This window comes from Mucilaginibacter sp. P4_D1, from assembly GCF_056401935.1.
In genome coordinates, this window is record NZ_JBFUIJ010000020.1 from 22,537 (window position 1) to 43,476 (window position 20,940).

8 protein-coding genes and 1 pseudogene are annotated in these 20,940 nt (G+C 46.0%); all 9 read left to right on the forward strand.

Features of this window, described 5'->3' with window-relative positions:
• Positions 1 to 10: 10 nt before the first annotated feature.
• Positions 11 to 3,937 (forward strand): hypothetical protein, encoded by a 3,927-nt coding sequence (locus AC1DV1_RS17700; RefSeq protein ID WP_477361573.1) that lies wholly within the window; start codon positions 11 to 13, stop codon positions 3,935 to 3,937.
• Positions 3,937 to 7,662, forward strand: a complete 3,726-nt coding sequence (locus AC1DV1_RS17705) for a DUF6443 domain-containing protein (RefSeq protein WP_477361575.1) — start codon at positions 3,937 to 3,939, stop codon at positions 7,660 to 7,662. Before AC1DV1_RS17700 ends, AC1DV1_RS17705 begins: the two co-directional genes overlap by 1 nt.
• Positions 7,663 to 7,674: 12 nt before the next feature.
• Positions 7,675 to 8,403, forward strand: coding sequence for a hypothetical protein (locus AC1DV1_RS17710; protein WP_477361577.1), 729 nt, complete (start codon positions 7,675 to 7,677; stop codon positions 8,401 to 8,403).
• A gap of 354 nt (positions 8,404 to 8,757) precedes the next feature.
• A pseudogene (locus AC1DV1_RS17715) lies at positions 8,758 to 8,901 on the forward strand (NUMOD4 domain-containing protein); the annotation flags it as partial.
• A gap of 210 nt (positions 8,902 to 9,111) precedes the next feature.
• Complete coding sequence (locus AC1DV1_RS17720) at positions 9,112 to 10,323, forward strand: NUMOD1 domain-containing DNA-binding protein (RefSeq protein ID WP_477361667.1); 1,212 nt, start codon at positions 9,112 to 9,114, stop codon at positions 10,321 to 10,323.
• Between the two features lie 418 nt (positions 10,324 to 10,741).
• Positions 10,742 to 11,248 carry a tyrosine-type recombinase/integrase gene (locus AC1DV1_RS17725; protein ID WP_477361579.1) on the forward strand — a complete coding sequence of 169 codons (507 nt, stop codon included), beginning with the start codon at positions 10,742 to 10,744 and terminating at the stop codon, positions 11,246 to 11,248.
• Between the two features lie 317 nt (positions 11,249 to 11,565).
• On the forward strand, positions 11,566 to 15,726 hold the full coding sequence (locus AC1DV1_RS17730) for a hypothetical protein (RefSeq protein ID WP_477361581.1): 4,161 nt from the start codon (positions 11,566 to 11,568) through the stop codon (positions 15,724 to 15,726).
• A gap of 753 nt (positions 15,727 to 16,479) precedes the next feature.
• A complete protein-coding gene (locus tag AC1DV1_RS17735) occupies positions 16,480 to 20,094 on the forward strand; it encodes a DUF6443 domain-containing protein (RefSeq protein ID WP_477361583.1) in 3,615 nt (1,204 codons plus the stop codon).
• Positions 20,063 to 20,773: a hypothetical protein gene (locus AC1DV1_RS17740; protein WP_477361585.1), complete on the forward strand. Its 711-nt coding sequence runs from the start codon at positions 20,063 to 20,065 to the stop codon at positions 20,771 to 20,773. The genes AC1DV1_RS17735 and AC1DV1_RS17740 overlap by 32 nt, the downstream gene beginning before the upstream one ends.
• Positions 20,774 to 20,940 lie beyond the last annotated feature (167 nt).

A 20,940-nucleotide genomic window follows, 5' to 3' on the forward strand; every position in this document is an offset into this window, starting at 1 on the left:
ATAAATAACTATGTTTTCGACAAGCCCCCTAACACTGCGTGTTCTTTGCTTTGTACTTTTGTTTTCGTTTTTTACAAAGACAAACGCGCAAACCACCAACCCGTCATCTCAATTTTCATTAAGGACCGACCTGATCCCCCCGTCGCCCAATGCCGCCTCATTGGGGAAATACGGCATCGTCCCGGTCAGTCTGCAAACAGGGATCCCGAACATCAGCATCCCGCTTACCGAGGCGGCGGGCAAACAGCTCAAAATCCCCATAACGTTGAATTATCACAACAATGGCTTAAAGCCCTTTGAGGAAGCAAGCTGGGTAGGTGCCGGCTGGTCGCTGGATGCCGGAGGCGTAATTACTCGAATCATCAAAGACAAGGTGGACGAGGACCAGCACGTAACCAATAAGTACCAGGACGTTGACTGGCGCTTTCACCAGCCCGATTCTATAACACAAAGCTTTATGGAGCAGGCCATGTACGGCCTGTCTGTCGATCTGGAGCCTGATATATACGCGTTTAACTTTGCGGGGCATTCGGGCAAATTCGTTGTTTACAAAGGCAAGGTTTACCAGTACCCGTATCAGCAGTTGACCATAATAAGGGAAACCGCCGTCGACGGCTTTACCATTATCACGCCAGAGGGCACAACCTACCGATTCTGGACGACGGAATTGACCAACTCCAAGATCACACAGATCATTGACGCCTACCGGCCGTTTTATAACCCTCCGGTCAGCTATACCTCAAGCTGGTACCTGCAAACCGTCACCTCGGCTGATACAAAGGATCAGATTTTATTTACTTATGACACCCCGGAGGTAGTGGCACAGGCCGGCCCACTTAGCCAAACGCTGAACGTTGACGTAACCAATTCCCTGCCAGGCTACACTTTTTCACAACTTGGCAATGAATTCCCGCTAAAGGTTGGCACCATCCGGCTTTCGAGGATCACTACTTCAAAAATGAGGATTGATTTTAATCCTACCCCCTCCAAGCGGCAGGATATGACCTCCAGCGGGTTGGACAATATCCAGGTGTATAATTACCTGGGAGAGCTGATCAATAAATTTCAATTCAAGACCGATTATTTCAATGTCAGCGGTACCGCTGATACCAAGAGGCTTAAGCTTACCGGCATCGAGGAGGGCCTAAATCCGGCTACGCTGAAAAAGCACTTTTTCTTTTACAACAGCGATGTTGCGTATTCAAAGACAAGCACCGGGGTTGATCACTGGGGCTATGCCAACGGATCCTCAAACGGCCCCATCATCATACCCAAACCGTATTATCCTTATGGAGTGAGCAGGGAACCCGATATCAGCTATTCAAACAGGGGCATCTTAAGTAAAATTGTTTACCCTACGGGAGGATCAACCTTATTCGAATACGAGCAAAACCTAACGAACAACGGGCTCAATTATATCTATAACACTTTGGGGCCGAGCGATTTTATATCCAGGCCGGACACCAATACGGTCAATGTAATAACCTCAACACCATTGTCCTTCCAGGTTGTTACTGCCCAATACGTCAAAGTGAACTGGCAGCGTACGCCAAAAGACGTGGCCGGCTATCCGAACGGCAGGCTGCCTACCGACCCGACCAAAAACTTTACGCCCGACGTTATCATTACGGGATCGCAAACCTATAATTTTTCAATCATCTATAACCAGGACAATGCGGGAAAAACCGATTCCGTTTTATTGCAGCCTGGTACCTATACCATGACCGTCAAATGCGATGAGAAGGAAAATTACGTGGCTGGCTCCGTTAGTTATAAGGAGCGGACGAACCAGGTAATTGAAGGGAAGGCGGGACCGGGAATCCGCATCAAGAGGGTAGCAAATTATACCGACTTTTTAGCCACCGGCACTCCCTCTTCGGTGAAGGAATATATCTACAAGGACAGCATTGGCATGTCTACCGGTGTTTTGCTGAATATTCCGACCTATGGGGGAAAGGATTACTGGGAAGGGCCGCATACCATAGGTGGAGTTACCCAGCCAACTCCGGTAATACATTATCTGGCGTACACCTCGGCCAACAGCAACGGATTGAGCGCATCTCAACCAATGTATTACAAAACCGTTTATGAAAAGCAGGTAAACGGCAGCGACTACCTGCTCAGCAGGAGCGACTACAATTATTACAATTCGGCCTTGGCCGGGGCAGACGTAATGCTGGTCAGGAAAACAGACTTTAAGAAGACAGGGAGCGTTTATAACAAGGTACTGAAAAAAGAATACAATTATTCAGTAGTAGGTGACAGCAGCTTTTTTGCCATAAAGCCATTCGTACAAAAACGCTGGGTAACCGGCGAACCCACAGAGCGGGTATATACCTATGATTTTTACTCGCTGGATTTGATATGGACAAAGCTTGACTCGGAAAGGGAGGTAAAATACTACAATACCAGCGATACCCTGGTAACTACCAAAACCTACGTATATGATGCCAAGCCGCGTAACCAGGTTTTGATAACCACCAACGATTCAAAGGGTACTACGATTGTCGAGAAGAACAAGTATCCTGAAAATTATGCACCGGCAGTATCGGGCGCATTGACGGCGCGGTACGTGTACGCGCCTGTTTTAGAGAAGCAATTGTGGCTGAAGCGGTCGGCAACCGACTCGGTACTGACCCACGCCATGGTGACCTCCTATGATGGCAGCCTGATAAAACCCGCCGTATTGTACGGATATAACAGCCTGGCCCCGGTTGCCAGTATGAACCAGGAAGCTAAAAACGGCAGCGGGCAATACCTCAACTTGCTAAGCAGCAGCACCGGGTTTGAGCAGCGCATTTTAAATACTTACGATTATACCAGCGGCAACCTAATATCGCAGGACATGACGGGCAGCGACGGCAATTCGCAGGTAAGCTACCTGTGGGGCTACCACAACAATTACCCCATAGCGCAGGTTAAAAACACCACGATATCATCAGTAGCCTATACCAGTTTTGAGGACGATGATACCAGTTGGCCTTATACGGCGGCAAGCGTGGTTACCACGGATGCCCGTACCGGCGTGAAATGCTATAACGGTACCATGACCAAATCGGGCCTGCCGTCAGGAAATTATACTGTAAGCTTATGGGCCAAGGGCAGCGGTACGGTAACAGTTGGAGGCGTGGCCAAAACCATAACCGCCAGCTGGCAGGTGTACGACTGGGCGCTTACCGGAGTTACATCCGTAACGGTAAATAGCAACGGGAACCTAATTGATGAAGTGCGTTTAGTGCCTGCCAATGCCATGATGAACACCTACACGTATAAACCGGAAGTAGGCGTACTTAGTATAACCGATACGAAAGGACTGACCCAGTTTTACGAATACGACGACATGAAGCGCTTGCTGAACATCCGCGACCAGGATGGCAATATCCTCAAAAACTTTAATTACAATTATGCCATACCGCAACCCAGCTGGGTTAATACGGGCTTGAAGCAATGCGTGCAGGGTGTAAGCGGCAATACCGGGGAACAGCTGATTCAGCAAAGGGATAATAACACGTTAAGCCCTACGTATAACCAATACCAGTGGATTAGTGGCGGCACCAATGGGGTCGATTGCCCGATACCGGTAACCATTTACGTGGAGATGTTTTGGGGAACAAGTACTACTACCAACGGCAATACCTACCGGCCATTTATTTTTAAGGCTTTCTCTGATGCGAACGGAAATGTGCCGATTAACGTGCCGGTAAACCTGGTAGTGAATTACCAGCAAACCACGGTGTACACGTATTACGACGGGCGGCCTAATTCTACCTCGACGGGTAATGGTTCGGTGACTATCGCGGCCGGTACAAACCAGGTATCAACCTCATCGGTAGAAACTTCAGGCTGCCAGGGCGTGGGTACCAAGCAAATCTGCCTTACCAACAGCCTGAGCCTGCAGCCCGGCGATGGGTACCAAACTATTGTTATCGATCCGTGATGAAAAGGAGCCGTTTTAAACCCAACCAACTCACAATAAACGATTATAACGCCATGCGATCAACATATAATTTCAGCAAAGCCTTAGCGGTAGCAGCCGGGCTTTTATTTCATGTCCTTGTCACCCAAGCGCAAACCACGTCGCAGAACTATGTGCGCACGCGGGTTCCGCGATTAAAGATACCCACGGTAACCAAGCTCGATGCACTGACGCCGACAAAAGATTCGGTACAGACGACCATAGCTTACGTTGACGGTTTGGGCAGGCCGCAGCAAACCGTAATGCAGAAGGCCTCCCCCGCGGGAAACGACATCGTTCAGGCCTATTCCTACGACGGGTATGACCGCGAGGACAAGAAATACCTGCCTTACAGCAGCGCCTCCACCGCATACGGCTCTTACCGTGCCGATGCCTTAAGCGCCAACGCAGGTGTGTTTTCGTTTTATAATCCGTCAGGAAATGCAACAGTGGACAGTAAGCAGACCAATGCGATTGTGCTTACACCTAACCCCTACGGACAGACCGGGTTTGAGGCATCGCCCATCGGGCGCACTGTAGAGCAGGGCTCGCCGGGGGTGTCATGGAAAATAACTGGAACGCTGGGCGAAGCAAGCAGCAACCATTCTCAACGCGTACTTTATACTACCAACAATCAAACAGTTTTTACCACTACCAATATAACCGCCAATGACGGCAGCAGGCAGGTTGCGTTATACACCGCGAGGATAAATGCCAACGGAAGCCGGTCGCTATTGAGGACCGCAAATACGGCCATGTACGGCAGCGGGCAACTTGACGTAACGATAGGCAGAGATGAAAACTGGATGCCAGCGGATAAATGCTTTGGCAGTACCGAGACCTATAATGACAAACAGGGCAACGTTGTGCTTAAACGCACCTACAACATTAAAGGAAGCACGGCCCAGATGCTGAGCACCTATTACGTTTACGATGAACGCAACCTACTGAGCTTTGTAATGCCTCCCGGGGCAAGTCCCGATACTGTGGGCGTGGCTATAAGCCAAACGGTATTGGATACCAAATGTTACCAGTACCGTTATGACGGCCGCGGGCGACTAACGCAAAAGAAAGTGCCGGGCAAGGGCTGGGAATTCATGATATATAACAAGCTGGACCAGCTGATTGCTACGCAGGACTCGTTACAGCGGATGAAGGCAAGCCAGGAGTGGACGATCACCAAGTATGATACCTTTGGCAGGGCAGTGATCTCGGGCATCTGGCAAAACGGAAGTTCGGGCACGGACAATCATGTTGCTGTGCAGGCCCTTGCCGACGCGGTATCCACCTATTGGGAAGTGCCGGTAACCACGGGAAGCACGGGCTACAGCGGTAACGCCTGGCCGACTACTTATACTACAACGTTAAGCGCAACCTATTACGACAATTATAATACGGCTAATATTCCCGGTTTTCCTACGACGTATGTTACTACGGGCAACAGTACCCATACCACCGGGCTGGTCACTGCCTCAAAGGTGTTGGTACTAAATACCACCGGAGATTACTTGTGGTCGGTGAATTACTATGACGGGGAAGGAAAAATGGTGCGGACGTTTGTGCAGCATTATCTAAGCGGCTCATCGGCGCTCAGTCAGTACAATTACGATGATCTAACCACCACCTACAATTTTGTACAGCAGCCGCTTGCCGTAACCCGGAAGCATTATAATTCCAACGCGGGAACATCGGCGGTAATAAAGCTAACCTCGGCCGATGCATATACTTACGATCATATGGGCAGAAAGCTGAAACTGACCAATACGCTGACTGACGGCACAGGTGCGGCGCAAACACCGACAGTGGTCTACCAGAATGCTTATAACGAGATAGGCCAGCTTAAACAAAAAGGGCTTCATTCAATAAACGGAACCAATTTTTTACAGAACGTAAACTACCGGTACAACGCCCGGGGCTGGCTCAGCAATATAAACAACGGCGGACTTACCAATGACACATATACCAGCACCGACCTGAACGATCAGTTTGGCATGGACATCAAGTACGACGATGCCGCTGCGCCGCAGTACAACGGCAATATCGGCAGCATCAAATCGCTTACCGGGATCATATCCGGCAATAGCTACCCGGCGCTAACCTACAATTATGCCTATGACAAGATCAACCGGCTTACCGACGCGATAAGCACCACCTCTGCGACTAACGACGGCTTTTACAGCGAGAACCTCACCTATGACCCCATGGGCAACATTCTGACGTTGAAACGGTATGAAAAGAGCGGAACGACAGCGCTTGCCATCGACAACCTCAACTACGTCTACACTGCGGCAGGCGGTAATAAGGTAGACCGAATAGACGACTCGGGGACCACGGCCGGCTTTAGCAACGCCGTAAGCCAGGCGGCCGAGTATACCTACGATGCCAACGGCAACCAGCTGATTGACCTAAACAAGGGGCTCACCCAGCAATACAACATGCTGAACCTGCCGCAAACGGCGGTCAAGGGCGGCACTTCGGTAGCTTACATCTACGATGCCACCGGACGAAAACTTCGCAAGCTGTCCACTACGGCGGGTATTACCAATGTTATCGAATACATAGGCGGCATCCAATATGAGTATTCGGGCAGCTCGCCCGCTATCGCTTTTATCCAGACGGAAGAAGGCCGGGCGAGGAAAAGCAGCACAGTATATAAATACGAGTATGACCTGAAAGACCATCTTGGCAATACCAGGGTGACGACTACGTGGAACGGAACAGACGCCACCCAGATGACGCCTTACAACGTACAGAAGAACGATTATTACGCTTCCGGGTACGTGATACAATCCACCGCCTATTCCATTTTTCCGAAAAATGAGTACCTTTATAACCATAAGGAGTTGCAGGAGGAGACGGGATTATACGATTATGGAGCCCGACAGTACGACCCGATAATAGGCAGGTGGACAAGTGTGGATCCGTTGGCAGAGAAAATGCGGAGGTTTAGCCCTTATAACTACGGGGATGACAATCCGATTAGGAATATCGACCCAGATGGGATGGAAACTGTCACATTTTCCGGAGCGGTGAGTATTTCCGGGGGAGTAGTTTCGGGTAGCACGGACTTTTCACATCATCAGGATAATCAGGATGGAAAAAAGGGAGGGGCGAATCCTCCGGAGGCAAAAAGCGACGGCGGTCAAGCTAGTAAAGGGACTAATCCTGCGCCAGCAAGTCAAACGGCCAAACAAGTAAAGTATCCGGTTGGATTACTTCAGGCGGTTGCAATAGCGTATGCTGAAAGTGCAGGTGATTTTGATATAGTAGGGGTTCAGGGAATTGCAAGTTCTATCAAAAATAGAATAAATGCATCAGGTACAAGTTTGGATGATCCAAATTGGGCATTACATACCAGCTATGGAGGAAATGACGCGATTTCTGGCGGAAGTGTGGTGGGCAATTATAACGTTGTCTCAGGGAAGGGCCCTGGCGGCAAAGAGTATATGAAGGTTATGAATTTTAAGGGAGGCATGGCCGGTATAGCCAAGGGGCATAATAAGGCCCTTCATGCCGCGATAGACGCCTTTTCTAAAGAATACTGGAGTAAAGATTATTCTAATCCCCAGCATTTTGCCGATGGTGGGCGATACTACTACTGGATTGCCACGGGCAGTTTAAATTCGGCAGCCTCACAGTATGACAAAGCTACAATGGTGATAACTCTTGAGGTAAATGGGACAACATTTTTTAGACCAAAAAATTAATACAACTTGGACATGAAAAAACAAAAATTGCTGCCAATGCTTATTATTATCGTTTGTGGCATTTGGAACAGCGCTAAAGCACAAACTTATTCAATCAAATCCCTTGAAGGCCAAACGGTTAAAATTAAATTGGCGGAAAATTTAGCGGGCAAATCGCGGTATCTTGCAAAAGTATCTTGTTTGACCGACAGCCTGTTTTTGGTAGATTACAATGGTGTTGAGGAAGTTCGCGTAGTGGGTAATGCGTTTCTTGAAATAGTTTATGATACAAGAGGCGGCTCCGGCTATCAAGCGAGAAATACTGCGATATTGTCTGTCAAGAAGCATAAAATCAACGTTTCGATGCTTTCCGATTCTTTTGGGAAGGCTTTCGGGGGCGATATCGACGGGAGCCTCTATGTGGTCAAGTTTAGCATAACTGGAAATAGGCAAAGTAATTTCAAGTTATTAGCTCATATTTATGACAGACATAAGTCGCGATCTTCTCCACAAAAAAATTATATAAGAAATGAGAACGCAATCTTAAATTTCGATTCGGTGCGAAATATTTTTTATGGAACCAACCAAAGAATAACTCAGTCATTTACTATCAATGATCCTAAGACACAGCAATCAAACGAGCAACAAATAAGCGGTTCACTACCTACAGTTGCCTTAGGGGGAAGCTACTACTATTACATAAAAGGCGAATGGTACAAGCGTGGCGATAACAAAAGTCTCTTTAAGGAATATTATAGATAACCCCCTCAGCTACCGCAAGCTCCAGCCTTGTGGCCCGCACTAATGTGTAAAACCCCATGCTAAGCAATGAATATGCAACACCCAGATGTTTAATTTCATCCAGGTGTTTTTGTTTATCCGCAGCTCATAGTAGAGAAAAGATGGAAAAATATGCAATACTGCCCCTGTTGGTTATTTGGGTTTGACCACAATTGGTCTTTAAAATCAATTAACATTCAAATAAAATCGGCAAAGAGTTGTGAACCAAAATATTTTTTTTCACTTTATTGCAAAAGTTTTGAGCTGTATTGTTTTTCTTTTTACATAGAAAGCACAATTTCATACGTTTATTAACAGTTGAGCAATTGTCGTCAGATGTCTAAAAGTCGTTCAAAAATCAATATTCCACATTACCAGAATAAGCAACTGGGTAATGTCGACGGCGAAATATGGAAAGATATTCCGGGATTGGAAGAATATGGCATGATATCTAATTTGGGGCGGGTCAAAAGACTGGCCTTTGAATCCGTTAATGAATTGGGGCGGGTAACCCTCTTAGAAGAGCGGATACAGACCCAAAAGATCCAACGGAATTTTAATATCTTCAAACAGGATGACAAAGTGCACCTTCAAACAAGGATCCAGGTGGACAAAGTATCCCATTCCATCTCCGTGGGGCGGATAGTTTATTATTGTTTCGTAGAGAAATTTGATCTTTCCGATCGGTCCATGTACGTATCTTACAAAGATGGAAACGGCCTTAATGTGTTACCTGACAATCTTTTCCTGACAGACCTCTCTGGCCTTCAGCAACATATTATGAAGGCAGGCCGGAAAGATCTCCACTTCGGGCACAGCGAGGAAAACCAAAAAGCGTTTACTCTATTGGGCCGGGAGGTCAACATTAAACAGGTAAGCCAGTATGATATGAGTGGGAAGTTTGTAGCTACCTATGAAAGTATGGCAACAGCGGCAAATACTATGGGTATTACTATCTCCGCCATCAGCTCTGTGGTTCACAGAAACCAAGGTTTGCTTACAGCCGGGGGATTTATATGGCGCCTCGGCAACAGCAAAAAAACGATCCCGGTAAAAAGGATAAACCAGGCGATCAGGGCTACAAAAGGAACGCCCGTGAGCCAGTACGACCTCGATGGTAAGAAAGTAAAGACTTATTACAATATTACACGGGCGGCAAAGGCTGTTTCCATGGATCGAAAAGCAATCAGCGATGCCATCAATGGCCATATCCTGGTGACGGCAGGATCGGTCTGGCGGAAAGGGGAAGCAGAGCAGATCGATGTAGATAAAGAACGTACCTCTCTTTCTTTACGAAAGGGATATACGATTAGCCGTTACGATAAGGATGGAGCAAAACAGGCTACCTATACCAGCAGCAAAGAAGCCGGTGCTTCCATAAGGGTAGCGGTAGAAAGGGTCAACGCGATGGCCATACGGGATGACCTGTTGCTGGATGGTTCAATATGGCGGTATGGCGATGCGCCTCATCTGCCACAGGCAGAAGTGGACAGAATAAGGGAAAATCTAAAGAAAGAAAGTGCCAAAGATGTTACCCAATATGATTTAAAGGGGCAACGGGTTGGTTGTTTTGCCTCTCCGGCAGAGGCTTCCAGGTTGACAAAAATCGCTTTAGGTGCCATTACTGGCTGCACTAATGGATTTAAGGCAACCGGAGGGGGATATCTCTGGAGGAGAGGCGTAGGAGATGAGCGGTTGGTGTTGCCCGATACGCCCCGCCCCTTAGGCAGTAAACTAAGAAAAGAAATAAGTCAATTTGATAAAGACGGTAAACTGATCAGTCACTTTAAAAGCATTAAGGAGGCTTCCCGAAGCCTGAGTATCCATCAAACGAATATCTCAGCAGTATTAAGAGGGGATACTATAACAGCAGGCGGCTTTATATGGAAGATAAAACGGTGAGCTTGAATACTCACAAAAGGCTATTTCTTAACCGGTAGCCCGGGGAATATACGCGCAACAAACTGAAGCCGTGCGCAAGCCTGGCAATGCGTAAATCTAAAACCGATGCCGGAATGCTGATTTGAAAGCTGCCATTATCGCTAATCAACTTGTGGTGCTGACAATGACAAACTAAGACATAAGTAGTCTAAAATTTCGCCTTTACTGGCTGATGTATAAATGCATGTGACCGGTAAAATGTCCCGTCATCCCACCGGCGTAGATATTAAAATAAACCTTTCTTTTATCGAAAATAGTGGTATTTTTGGAAAAACCAATTCCGTTGACCTCACTTCGCCAATTTACTTTCCTCGACTAAGGCCCTGAACTTAAGAACTAATGGTGGTCATTTTATAATTGGCCAACCGGGGTCAATTATGTGTGGTTAATCCAACCTCGGCCCAATTACGACGACTTTCGCCGTCTTAAGAATGACGAGATCAACAAGATTTATTCGTCTGTCGTTAGATCCTCAAACGGCGCGCTTATGATCCGGCGCGATACCGTCATGGTGAGCATCCTGCTGTTTTGCGGGCTGCGCAAGGGTGAACTTATTTCGCTGCAACTAAAAGATATTGACCTTATAAAAAACGAGCTGACCATTCTGGGCGAAACATCGAAGTTCAAAAAGACCTGTGTATTGAAAATGCACCCGACACTCGTGCTGCATATGAAGGACTATATGAAAGACCGGCGGCACCTCAAAACTGAGCATTTGATAGTTTCCGTCAAAGGCGACACAGGCCTTACCAGGCACGGGCTGAAGCATTGGGTGCAGAGCCTCATCATCCGCTCAGGTGTCAAATTCCACCTCCACCAGTTCCGACATACTTTCGCCTCAAGCTCTGCGAGGCAAACGTCAATGTGTTCAAAGTGCAAAAGATGATGGGGCACATTGATATCTCAATGACTATGCGATACGCCCGCTCAATGAAAACGGAAGACATGCTTGATGACATTAGCAAGATTTCTGTTGATAGTTGAGGGGAGGTCACATTAAATTGAATGCAGACAAAGTTGATTGTCAATATTTAAATGGTTGATTTTCAAATAATTAATATATCTGAAGGCAATCCTCTTATTAATTTACTTTCATATCGAATATTTTTAATATTTTTAGTGGAAATAATTCGATATTTAATATCTCTTTATTTTGTTTTACTGAACACCCCAAAGTTTATAACCTAATAATTATCACGATTCATGAAATCATTAAGGATCTCTATCTTCTCGGCAATTCTTATTTTAGTAAGTAGTGTAATAGCTTCTGCACAATGGAAATCTATAAGCGCAACAGTCCCCACACCAAATGCCGCAAGCCTTGGTCTTTATGGCGAAATACCAGTATCCTACTTTACGGGTGTCCCTAATATTTCTGTTCCGATCTATGAATTTAAAGGAAGTAAGATCGGCCTTTCAATACAGCTTAATTACAACGCATCGGGACTGCGCCCTGAAATGCATCCGGGTTGGGTAGGCAATGGCTGGAGCTTGTCAGCAGGAGGCGTGATTACAAGGAAGGCGAACGGCAATATTGATGAATATAGTAAGCCTTTTGCACCTACGCAGGGCTATTATTTCAGTCACAATAACTTGAACAACTCCACTTGGGCAACTACAGCCACGACCAATAACTCACAGGTATTTCCGCCGGCGGGCACTACTGTGAACACCTCCTTAGAAGACGCAGACACAGAGCCAGATGAGTTTAATTTCAATTTTATGGGATATTCGGGTAAGTTCTTTCTCGACCAGACCGGCACTTGGCAGGTGCAATGCGACAAGAATTTGAAGGTGGTTTTTAATGCAAGCGACTTTATAACGCCATTTATTGCCTCAACAACCTATAGCTCCGGCAACGTCGATATCGCCGATGTTTCTAAAACCTTCGGCAAATTTACGATCATTGACGAACAGGGAAATCAGTATATTTTCGGGAGTACACATCCTGCGACGGACCCAGAAAACAGTGGTATTGAATACAGTGATGTCATGGTACCCGCCTCAGGGCAGAAAGGCCTTTCATTCACAGCGACATCCTGGTATTTGACACAAGTAGTATCGGCAGATGGACTGGAAAGTATCAATCTGAACTACGAACGTGGCCCGTTTACTAGCTATATAGGCTTTTCCATGAGCAAGAGTTATACAGATACAAGTATCCCCGGTGCGAACTTTTTAGAGGCACATAGGTGTACAGAGACGCATGCAGATCAGTACGGCTTTAACGGCACAATCCTTTCTCCGGTCTACCTAACATCTATCACAATGCCCAGCCAATCCCTGCAAATAGATTTTAACAAATCAGCCAGCAATGAATTGAGCTATCCATTGGGGCCTGTAACCTTACTTGACGGCATTGTCAACGGCGCCTATACCCGTGTCTTAAACGATGCAGGAATTAGCACTAGCCCGGCACCGTCTGACTATCCCAGCTTTTACCTACAGAGCTTCACATCGCCAAACCTCATTCCGTATTTTCTCAATCATCCCGCACCGGCACCTGGCTCATACCTGTATGCCAACCGCCTGATCTGGCTGAAATTGGACAATATCAGCATCAAGAACACCGATCTGAATTTCGTAGAAAGGACAATCAGCTTTTCTTATAATAATAATCCACAAAAGCGGCTAACACTGAATTCGTTGACGGTCAATGACAAATCAGGGCTGGCGATCCAATCATACGGCTTTTATTATAATCCGACGCCATTGCCCAACTATCTAACTACGATAACAGATCATTGGGGTTATAACAATAATAAAAGCATATCTGGAACCTCACCTAATTTCGACCTGCTCCGCGCTCCTGACCCTACTGGCGTGCAGACCCAAGCAGAAATACTGACAAGCATCAAATGGCCTACGGGCGGAACGACGCAATTTACATATCAGCCAAATCGCTATGGTGCTGCGATCTACAGAAATAGCGGCAACACGCCGGTTAGCGAATCCGGCATTGCCGGAGGATTGCGCATAAAGCAGATTCAGAGCAGCGACAACAACGGCACGACACTTAGCAAGAACTATTATTACGTTAACGGCTTTACGGCGAGCGCCGACCCAAGCTCATTACCTTCAAGCGGCGTTTTGGACAGCAAACCTGTTTACTCGTTTGTGATCAGCGGCACAGACCTGACAAATGTGCCTTATACTTTTACCGCGTTTTCCTCAAATCCGGTAATTCCTCTAACCATAAACAGCACTGGTACGCACATTGGGTACTCCAATGTGGTAGAGCAGTCAACTGATGGAAGTTATTCGGTATATCAGTTTACAAACCATGATAACGGTTACGGCGATCAGTCGCCCGTAAGTACATTTAATCGCACATCGCTTAATTTTACGCCCTGCAACTCGCTTGCCTTTGAAAGGGGCAAGCTGTTCCATCAAATCAATTATAGCGCCCTGGGAGCGAAGGTTTCAGAAAATACGGTGACTTTTTCTAATACCGTATCATCCTATACCTCAATTGTTCCAACATTCGCAGCCAACGCAGTGTACGCGGATGTAATACCGATTTGTGATATCAATAATAGGGGGGCCGYTTCCCGTACCGCATATCTTTTAAATTATGCGCCATTTTTACCTGTTAAAACAGTTAATACTATCTATGACTTAAACGGGGCTAACACAACCAGAACGATTACGACTAATACTACGTACGACCAATATAAGAATATCCTAGCGCAGGATGTGACCAACAGTGACGGCACTATAGAAAAAGCGACTTACAGATATGCCTATTCCTTCGTTTCGAGCAATGTCAATAACCCGTACAACGCGATGCGGGACTTAAATATGAATGATGTAGTTGAAAAAGTTAACAGTTTTGTTGTGAATAACAATGAATATGTTAAAGGAGGGGAAATTAGGGAATATCAGCTTTATGGAAATCATCAGTTGTTTCCAAGCAGGGCTTTCCTTTTGGAAACCGCATCGCCAATTCCTAGTGGCACTTTTACTAATAGTAGTTATAAGGGCATCGCCAATTACGGGCAATTAAACATGGATGCTCATTATGTTATGCGGACAGCATTGGCATATGATAACAACGCAAACCTGACTACTATGACGGAAAAAAACGGCAGAGTATCGTCCTTTATATATGACTATAATAAAGCCAAGGTGGTCGCCAAGGTTTTAAACGCCAACAATGTATACCAGGTAACACCAACGGGAAGCAATATTCCTTCAACGAATACCTTTAACATGTTTATTCCTGGAGCTTTTGGCAATGCCATTAAAGAAACCATAACGGTGCAAAGAACGGGGCCGGTTACGGTTTCTTATGCCTATAATAACCCGTACATCAGTGGCAACAATTATTCCACTCTAAGTTACCAGCTGACCGGTAACAATCAATATCAAAGCGGGAGCCTGTGCGCAGCCACTAACGGAGCGACAAGTTCCTGCGGAGCGACAGCTAGTACGGCAACTATAAATAATGTAGCACCCGGGACCTATGTCATTTACCTAACATTAAACAGCATGGTAGGGTTTCAAAATTATTATGGTTTTACATCAGCTATCCAATACCCTACTTATCAGTATTATGCAGATGTTCCGAGGAATGAAATAGCGTACACTTCTTTTGAATACAACTTAGCGGCATCCCTTGGCTTTGGGACTGGGAATTGGAGCGGGCTTCTCTTCAACAAAATAGTAATCGGTTCTGGCGGTGCCACCGGAAGCAATTATTATACATTAACCTCGTCTACACTGACTACTCCAATATTGACTTCAACCCAGAAATATTACATTAGCTACTGGAGTAAAAACGGAGTTTACAYGGTAACAGGATCCCTGTCCTATATTCAGGGCGTAACGCTTCCTTCAGGCTGGACCTATTTTAGGCACCTGGTTTCTGGTGTTACCTCTTCAAGTGTTACTGGCACTGGGTATATTGATGAACTCCGCCTGTATCCGATTGGAGCTCAAATGACTACCTACTCCTATGAACCTTTAGTTGGTCTTAAAACTGTTGCTGATCTTAAATCACAGCTGTATTACTACACCTACGATAACTTCCAGCGGCTTTCCAACATTCTTGACCAGAGCGGAAATATTATGAAGCATTATGATTATAACTATGCAGTTACAGTAACCAAGCCTGTGATAAATAGCCTGATCCCAACTGGGCTTTCTGTGTATGTTGACTTTACACCAGTGAGTGGGTGCACGGGTGCCATGATCACCTATACAGATTTGAACACCTCCCAAACGTCGGGTTCAACAGGATCATGCTCTTCAAATGCRGTTACAGTACCCAGTCTTGGTCATACCTACCAATTTAAGGTTACCTGCTATTCCGCCCTTAACCCCGGCGGAACCACCTCTGTTCCAGTAAATATCACACTTTAACTCACGCTATCAAACCTAAGCCAAAAGATGAAATCCTTTAAAATTTTAATATGCGGGTTACTGTTCCCAAGCCTTCTATTGTATTGCTTTGATAGTCAGGCGCAATGTTTTACTCATTACAGCTTAACACCCAATGGTAATGTTTGCGGAGCCTCGGCTACTGTCACACTGGCCGGTTCTCAATCCGGGGTTACGTACAAGTTAATGATCAACGGTAGTTATGTCGGCTCTCCGGTAATCGGAAACGGATCAGCACTAAACCTGGGGACAGTAAACAATACTCAAACAGGCACCTATTTAGCATTTGCTTCGCAAACAGGCACAAGTTGTAATGGACCGGAGGTTGTTGCCAGCAATCAAGTCACATTCGTCCCAAGCCCAAGTGGCACAGTCTCGGCTAGCAATTCCGTAATTTGTGGAGGCAATGCAGTAACGCTGACATATAATCCAAATGTCCCCGGCGTTTATAATTACCAATGGTTCTTAAACGGCTCTACTGCTATTTCTGGTGCTAATTCGCAAACCTACGCCGCGACCTCTGCAGGTTCCTATACGGTATTGGTCAATAATCCTTGTGGAGGTTTTATGTCATCTGCGATCGTACTTACTTCTTCCCCAGCTATGGGCATCTTAAGTCCCATCAGCGGAAACCCAGTCGTAGCAGCAGGCGTAGCCACCTCAACCTATACGGCATCAGCCACCAATGCTTCAAGTTATGTCTGGTCCCTGAGTACGCCATCCGCGGGGACAATTATGGGTTCGGCAGGGACCGCAACAGTTAATTGGGATACCAGTTTCAGCGGAGTGGTAACTGTAAGCGTAACGGCTTATGGATGTTCAGGAACCGGCGTTACGAATGCCTTTGCTGTTGCTTATAACAGCAACAACAGCAATTATAATTTTATTACCGAAACCAATTTAAGGGTTCCCGGTATTACCTCAGCGGCTGCAATAAGTGGCGTCCCCAGTGATCAAAAAAATATTAATTATACCTATTTCGATGGCTTAGGTAGGCCTGTTCAGAAAGTAATGCAGAATGCGTCGCCAACTTCGAAGGATATCATTCAGCCTATCGCTTATGACAATTTAGGTCGGGAGTCAATGAAATATCTGCCGTATTCAACAGGTGCGGGAACGTCCGGATCGTACCGGTTCAGCGCATTGAAGGGCAATGCCGGCTATACAAGTAGCGATCAATACTTGTTCTACCAACAGTCAAACCAGGGGTACAATACGACTACCGCACCTTATACAAAAACGGTCTACGAACAATCGCCGCTGGCGCGACCGATTGAGGAGGGACTGGCCGGCACCGCCTGGCAGCCAGGTACCGGACACACCACAAGACTTGATTACTTATTCAATAACAACCTTATCTGGGCCAACGATCCGCTGAACAGCAGGCAGGCCGCACTGTATACCGCCACCATTAACAGCGATGGCAGCCGGACACTGTCAAGATTAAACAACACTGCAACCTACAACGACAACGAATTGCAAATTTCGGTCGTCAAAGATCCCAACTGGACATCTGGGAGGGCTGGCACAACGGAACAATACCAGGACAAATTCGGCAGAACTGTCCTGAAACGGTCGTATTTCCTTTCAGGCACTACATTAAAAGCATTATCAACGTATTATGTTTATGATGCCAACGGAGACCTGGCATTCGTGCTTCCGCCGGGTGCAAGTCCAGATCTCAATGTGCTGATAACTCCCGACGTATTGAATAATTACTGCTATCAGTACCAGTTTGACGAAAGGAACCGCATTACTGGAAAAAAACTTCCTGGTAGCGATATAATTTACCTCGTATATAACCAATCGGACCAATTGGTTGCCTCACAGGATGGTAACCAGCGGACTAGAGCCGAATGGCAAATCGTCAAGTATGACGCCGCTGGACGGGTAATCATAACGGGACTCTGGAACAATAGCGGCGTGACTATTTCCCCCACCGACTTAAAGTCCAATATTGAAAGTGCCCCACAATGGGATGTCAGGGATGCCACAAGTACTTTAACTGGATATGCAATAAGCAGCTATCCCCAAGCCTTGAATACCCTTTTGTCAATCAAATACTATGATGATTACGCTATTCCCAATATTCCAGGTTATTCAGCAACCCAAACAAGTAAAATGACAGAGGGGCTACTAACAGCAACAAGAACAGCGGTTATAAAACCGGATAACACGATGCTGGAAATGCTGTGGACCGTAAACTATTACGATGATTTGGGCCGCGTAAAAGTAGCCTTCAAGCAGCACTACCTTAAAGGCATCGTTAATGTCAACAATTACGACCAGGTTGTAAATACCTATAATTTTAATAGTGCCGTGACGACAGTTACCCGGAAGCACTACATTAATTCGACAACCAACACGTTGGTGCTTAACCTGACGGTGGCCAATAGGATCATCTACGACCAAGCCGGTAGAAAAATAAAGAATTGGGAGCAATTGACAAATGGTAGTAATAGCATCGATACGCGGGTGCTGATTTCCAAAATCGACTATAACGAGATCAATCAACAGTTAGCAAAACACCTCCATTCGGTTGACAGTGCCCATTTCTACCAGGATATTAACTATGCGTATAATGAACAAGGATGGCTTACCCGAAGTACCGCTCCGCTGTTTACGATGCAGTTAAAATATAATGATGGCACCACACCACGCTATAACGGAGACATCGCCGATCAGGTTTGGACCGGGCCCGCAGGCGGTACGCACACCTATACCTACACCTATGATGAGGTCAACCGGTTGACTTCCGGGGTTTCGGACGCGGGGTATTCGGAAACCGGCCCTGGGGGCAAGATCGATTACGACTTAATGGGGAATGTCGCACACCTAACAAGGGCAAATCCGAATACTGGAACCGTCTCTTATACGCTCAACTACACGGGGAACTTATTAAATTCAGTAACTAATTTGACGGGAACCGACACCTATCAGTATGACAGCAATGGGAACACCAAGCATAACGCGCGTGATGGCTCGGGTACCGTTTATAATATCTTGAATCTACCGGAGGTCGTTACCGTGACCAATGGTACTGTAAAATACACTTATGATGCCAGTGGGCGAAAACTAAGCAAGTTATCAACTATCAATAGCATGCCGAATTTGACCGAATATATTGATGGTATCGAATATGACCAGGGAACGCTGCGGTTTATCATTACCGAAGAGGGCCGGGCAATTGCATCCGGCGCGACGAATAACTATGAATATCACATGGAGGACCACCTGGGGAACGTAAGGGTGGCCTTTGATACCCACCTGACAACACCAACTACAGTTCAGCAGAATGACTACTACCCCTTTGGCATTGCAATCAATATCGGATCCACGCCCAGTCAGAAAAATGAGTACCTCTTCAACCATAAAGAACTTCAGGAGGAAACCGGCCTATACGATTACGGTGCCCGTTCTTATGACCCTATAGTCGCGCGCTGGCTAACCGCCGACCCATTGACCGAGAAGTTCTCATCCGTGTCGCCTTACAACTACTGCCTTAACAACCCTATCACAACGACGGATGAAGACGGGATGGCTGCCAAATGGAACGGCATGTATGGAGATAAGTCAGGCTACTATGATGATAAGACGGGGCAGACGGTGGGGTGGGACGATGTGCAGAAAGAAAACAGTATTGGTGATTACGCAAATAATTTAACGGTTATGCTTTTTCCGAGCGACTTCGCTTACGCGAACGGCATGGAAGATTTTGGTCATGCATTGAATACGGCATTGCAGTCAGCAAAAGGCATATCGTCATCAAACATCAGGATATTGCAGGTGAATAATATGCAAGATGCTGTGGATCAGGTTCGGCAAATTGGGGCATTAATCAACAGATTGTTTATATTTAGCCATGGTTACGGTAAAGACATCAGCGAGGCCCGTTTTAATATTGGATTATCCAGGGTAACTGTCGATAACGTGAATAGCGGTAGCGTAGGGCAAGGACTTAATGAACTGGCTGCCGCATTGGCACCAAATGCGGAGATCATTATCATGTCATGCCATGCGGGCGCAAATCATAACGGCGGCGTCAGGTTGCTTAGTTTGCTTGCCAAGAAAATGAACGCTACGGTATTTGGCAACAAAAGCTGGACAATGATGACTAACGGCATGTTCGAAGATTTGTTCAATGACGGATTCTTTTCCGGGTACTCGGGCATGTATTACCCCAAAGCCGACGGAGTGCCTGAAGCCCACAAAAAAGAAGCGGCTGAATACACAAAAGCAGTTGCCAATGAGGGCAAGTGGACAAAAGTGAGCCCCGATGGTACGAGGGTAACTATTATTAACGTATATTTCGATTCTCATGCACAGATACACTATGACATTGCTCAATAGTTTTTTGCTGTCAGTTGCTTTCATTGGCGCTGTCGGTTGTAGTTCGACAGGCGGCACCAAAAGCAGCGCTGTTGATAATGCTAGCATCGGTTATTCAGATATAGATATTTATCATCTGAAAGGAATCGGGCCAATTAAAGAGCGTAGATTTCCCCAAATTTATATCGCCGACTCGGGGGTTACGACAAAAAACGTTTCTTTTTGCTACGACGAAAAGCATCTCAGACGATACCGGTTTACATATGAGAATCAAAAATGGGCGTCCGAAAATGAGACGACCGATGAGGGCGAGCCGGTTATTTTGTTGACCTGGATTTATCCAGACAAAGTGCTATGGCTGACTTATACCAGCAGGAACGGCCACCCGGATTCCTTAAAGTCAGTATCAAAGCTTCAAAAGAACGTAGAAACACGATATGTATTTAAAACCATGCTTAAGGTTGATCCAGACAAAATGAGTGATGATCTTATTTCGAAACTCCCATTGATGGGCTTATCGGTAAATACTTACGTGCAGAAGGGCCGTTTTTTACACGTTGTAAATTCGATAGATAACTACTCAGTTGATTATCACGACAAAAACCAGGGATGCTATGACGTCGGGGTACATTCGGCAATCTGGTGGATAATGTTTAGAAACTATATTGATTTGAAAACTATAAGGAAGGATTGTAAATAAAATTTAGGGCGAAGACATCCCGATTGGGATAAACTTTTAATTATAACCTGACTACTTAAAATCAAATCTAAAGCAAAAAGAAATCGAGTTTTATTTTTAGAGTTATAACATCCTTGAATAACAAAAGGGCCTATATCTATTATTGCTCGAAGAGTTACGAACCACCA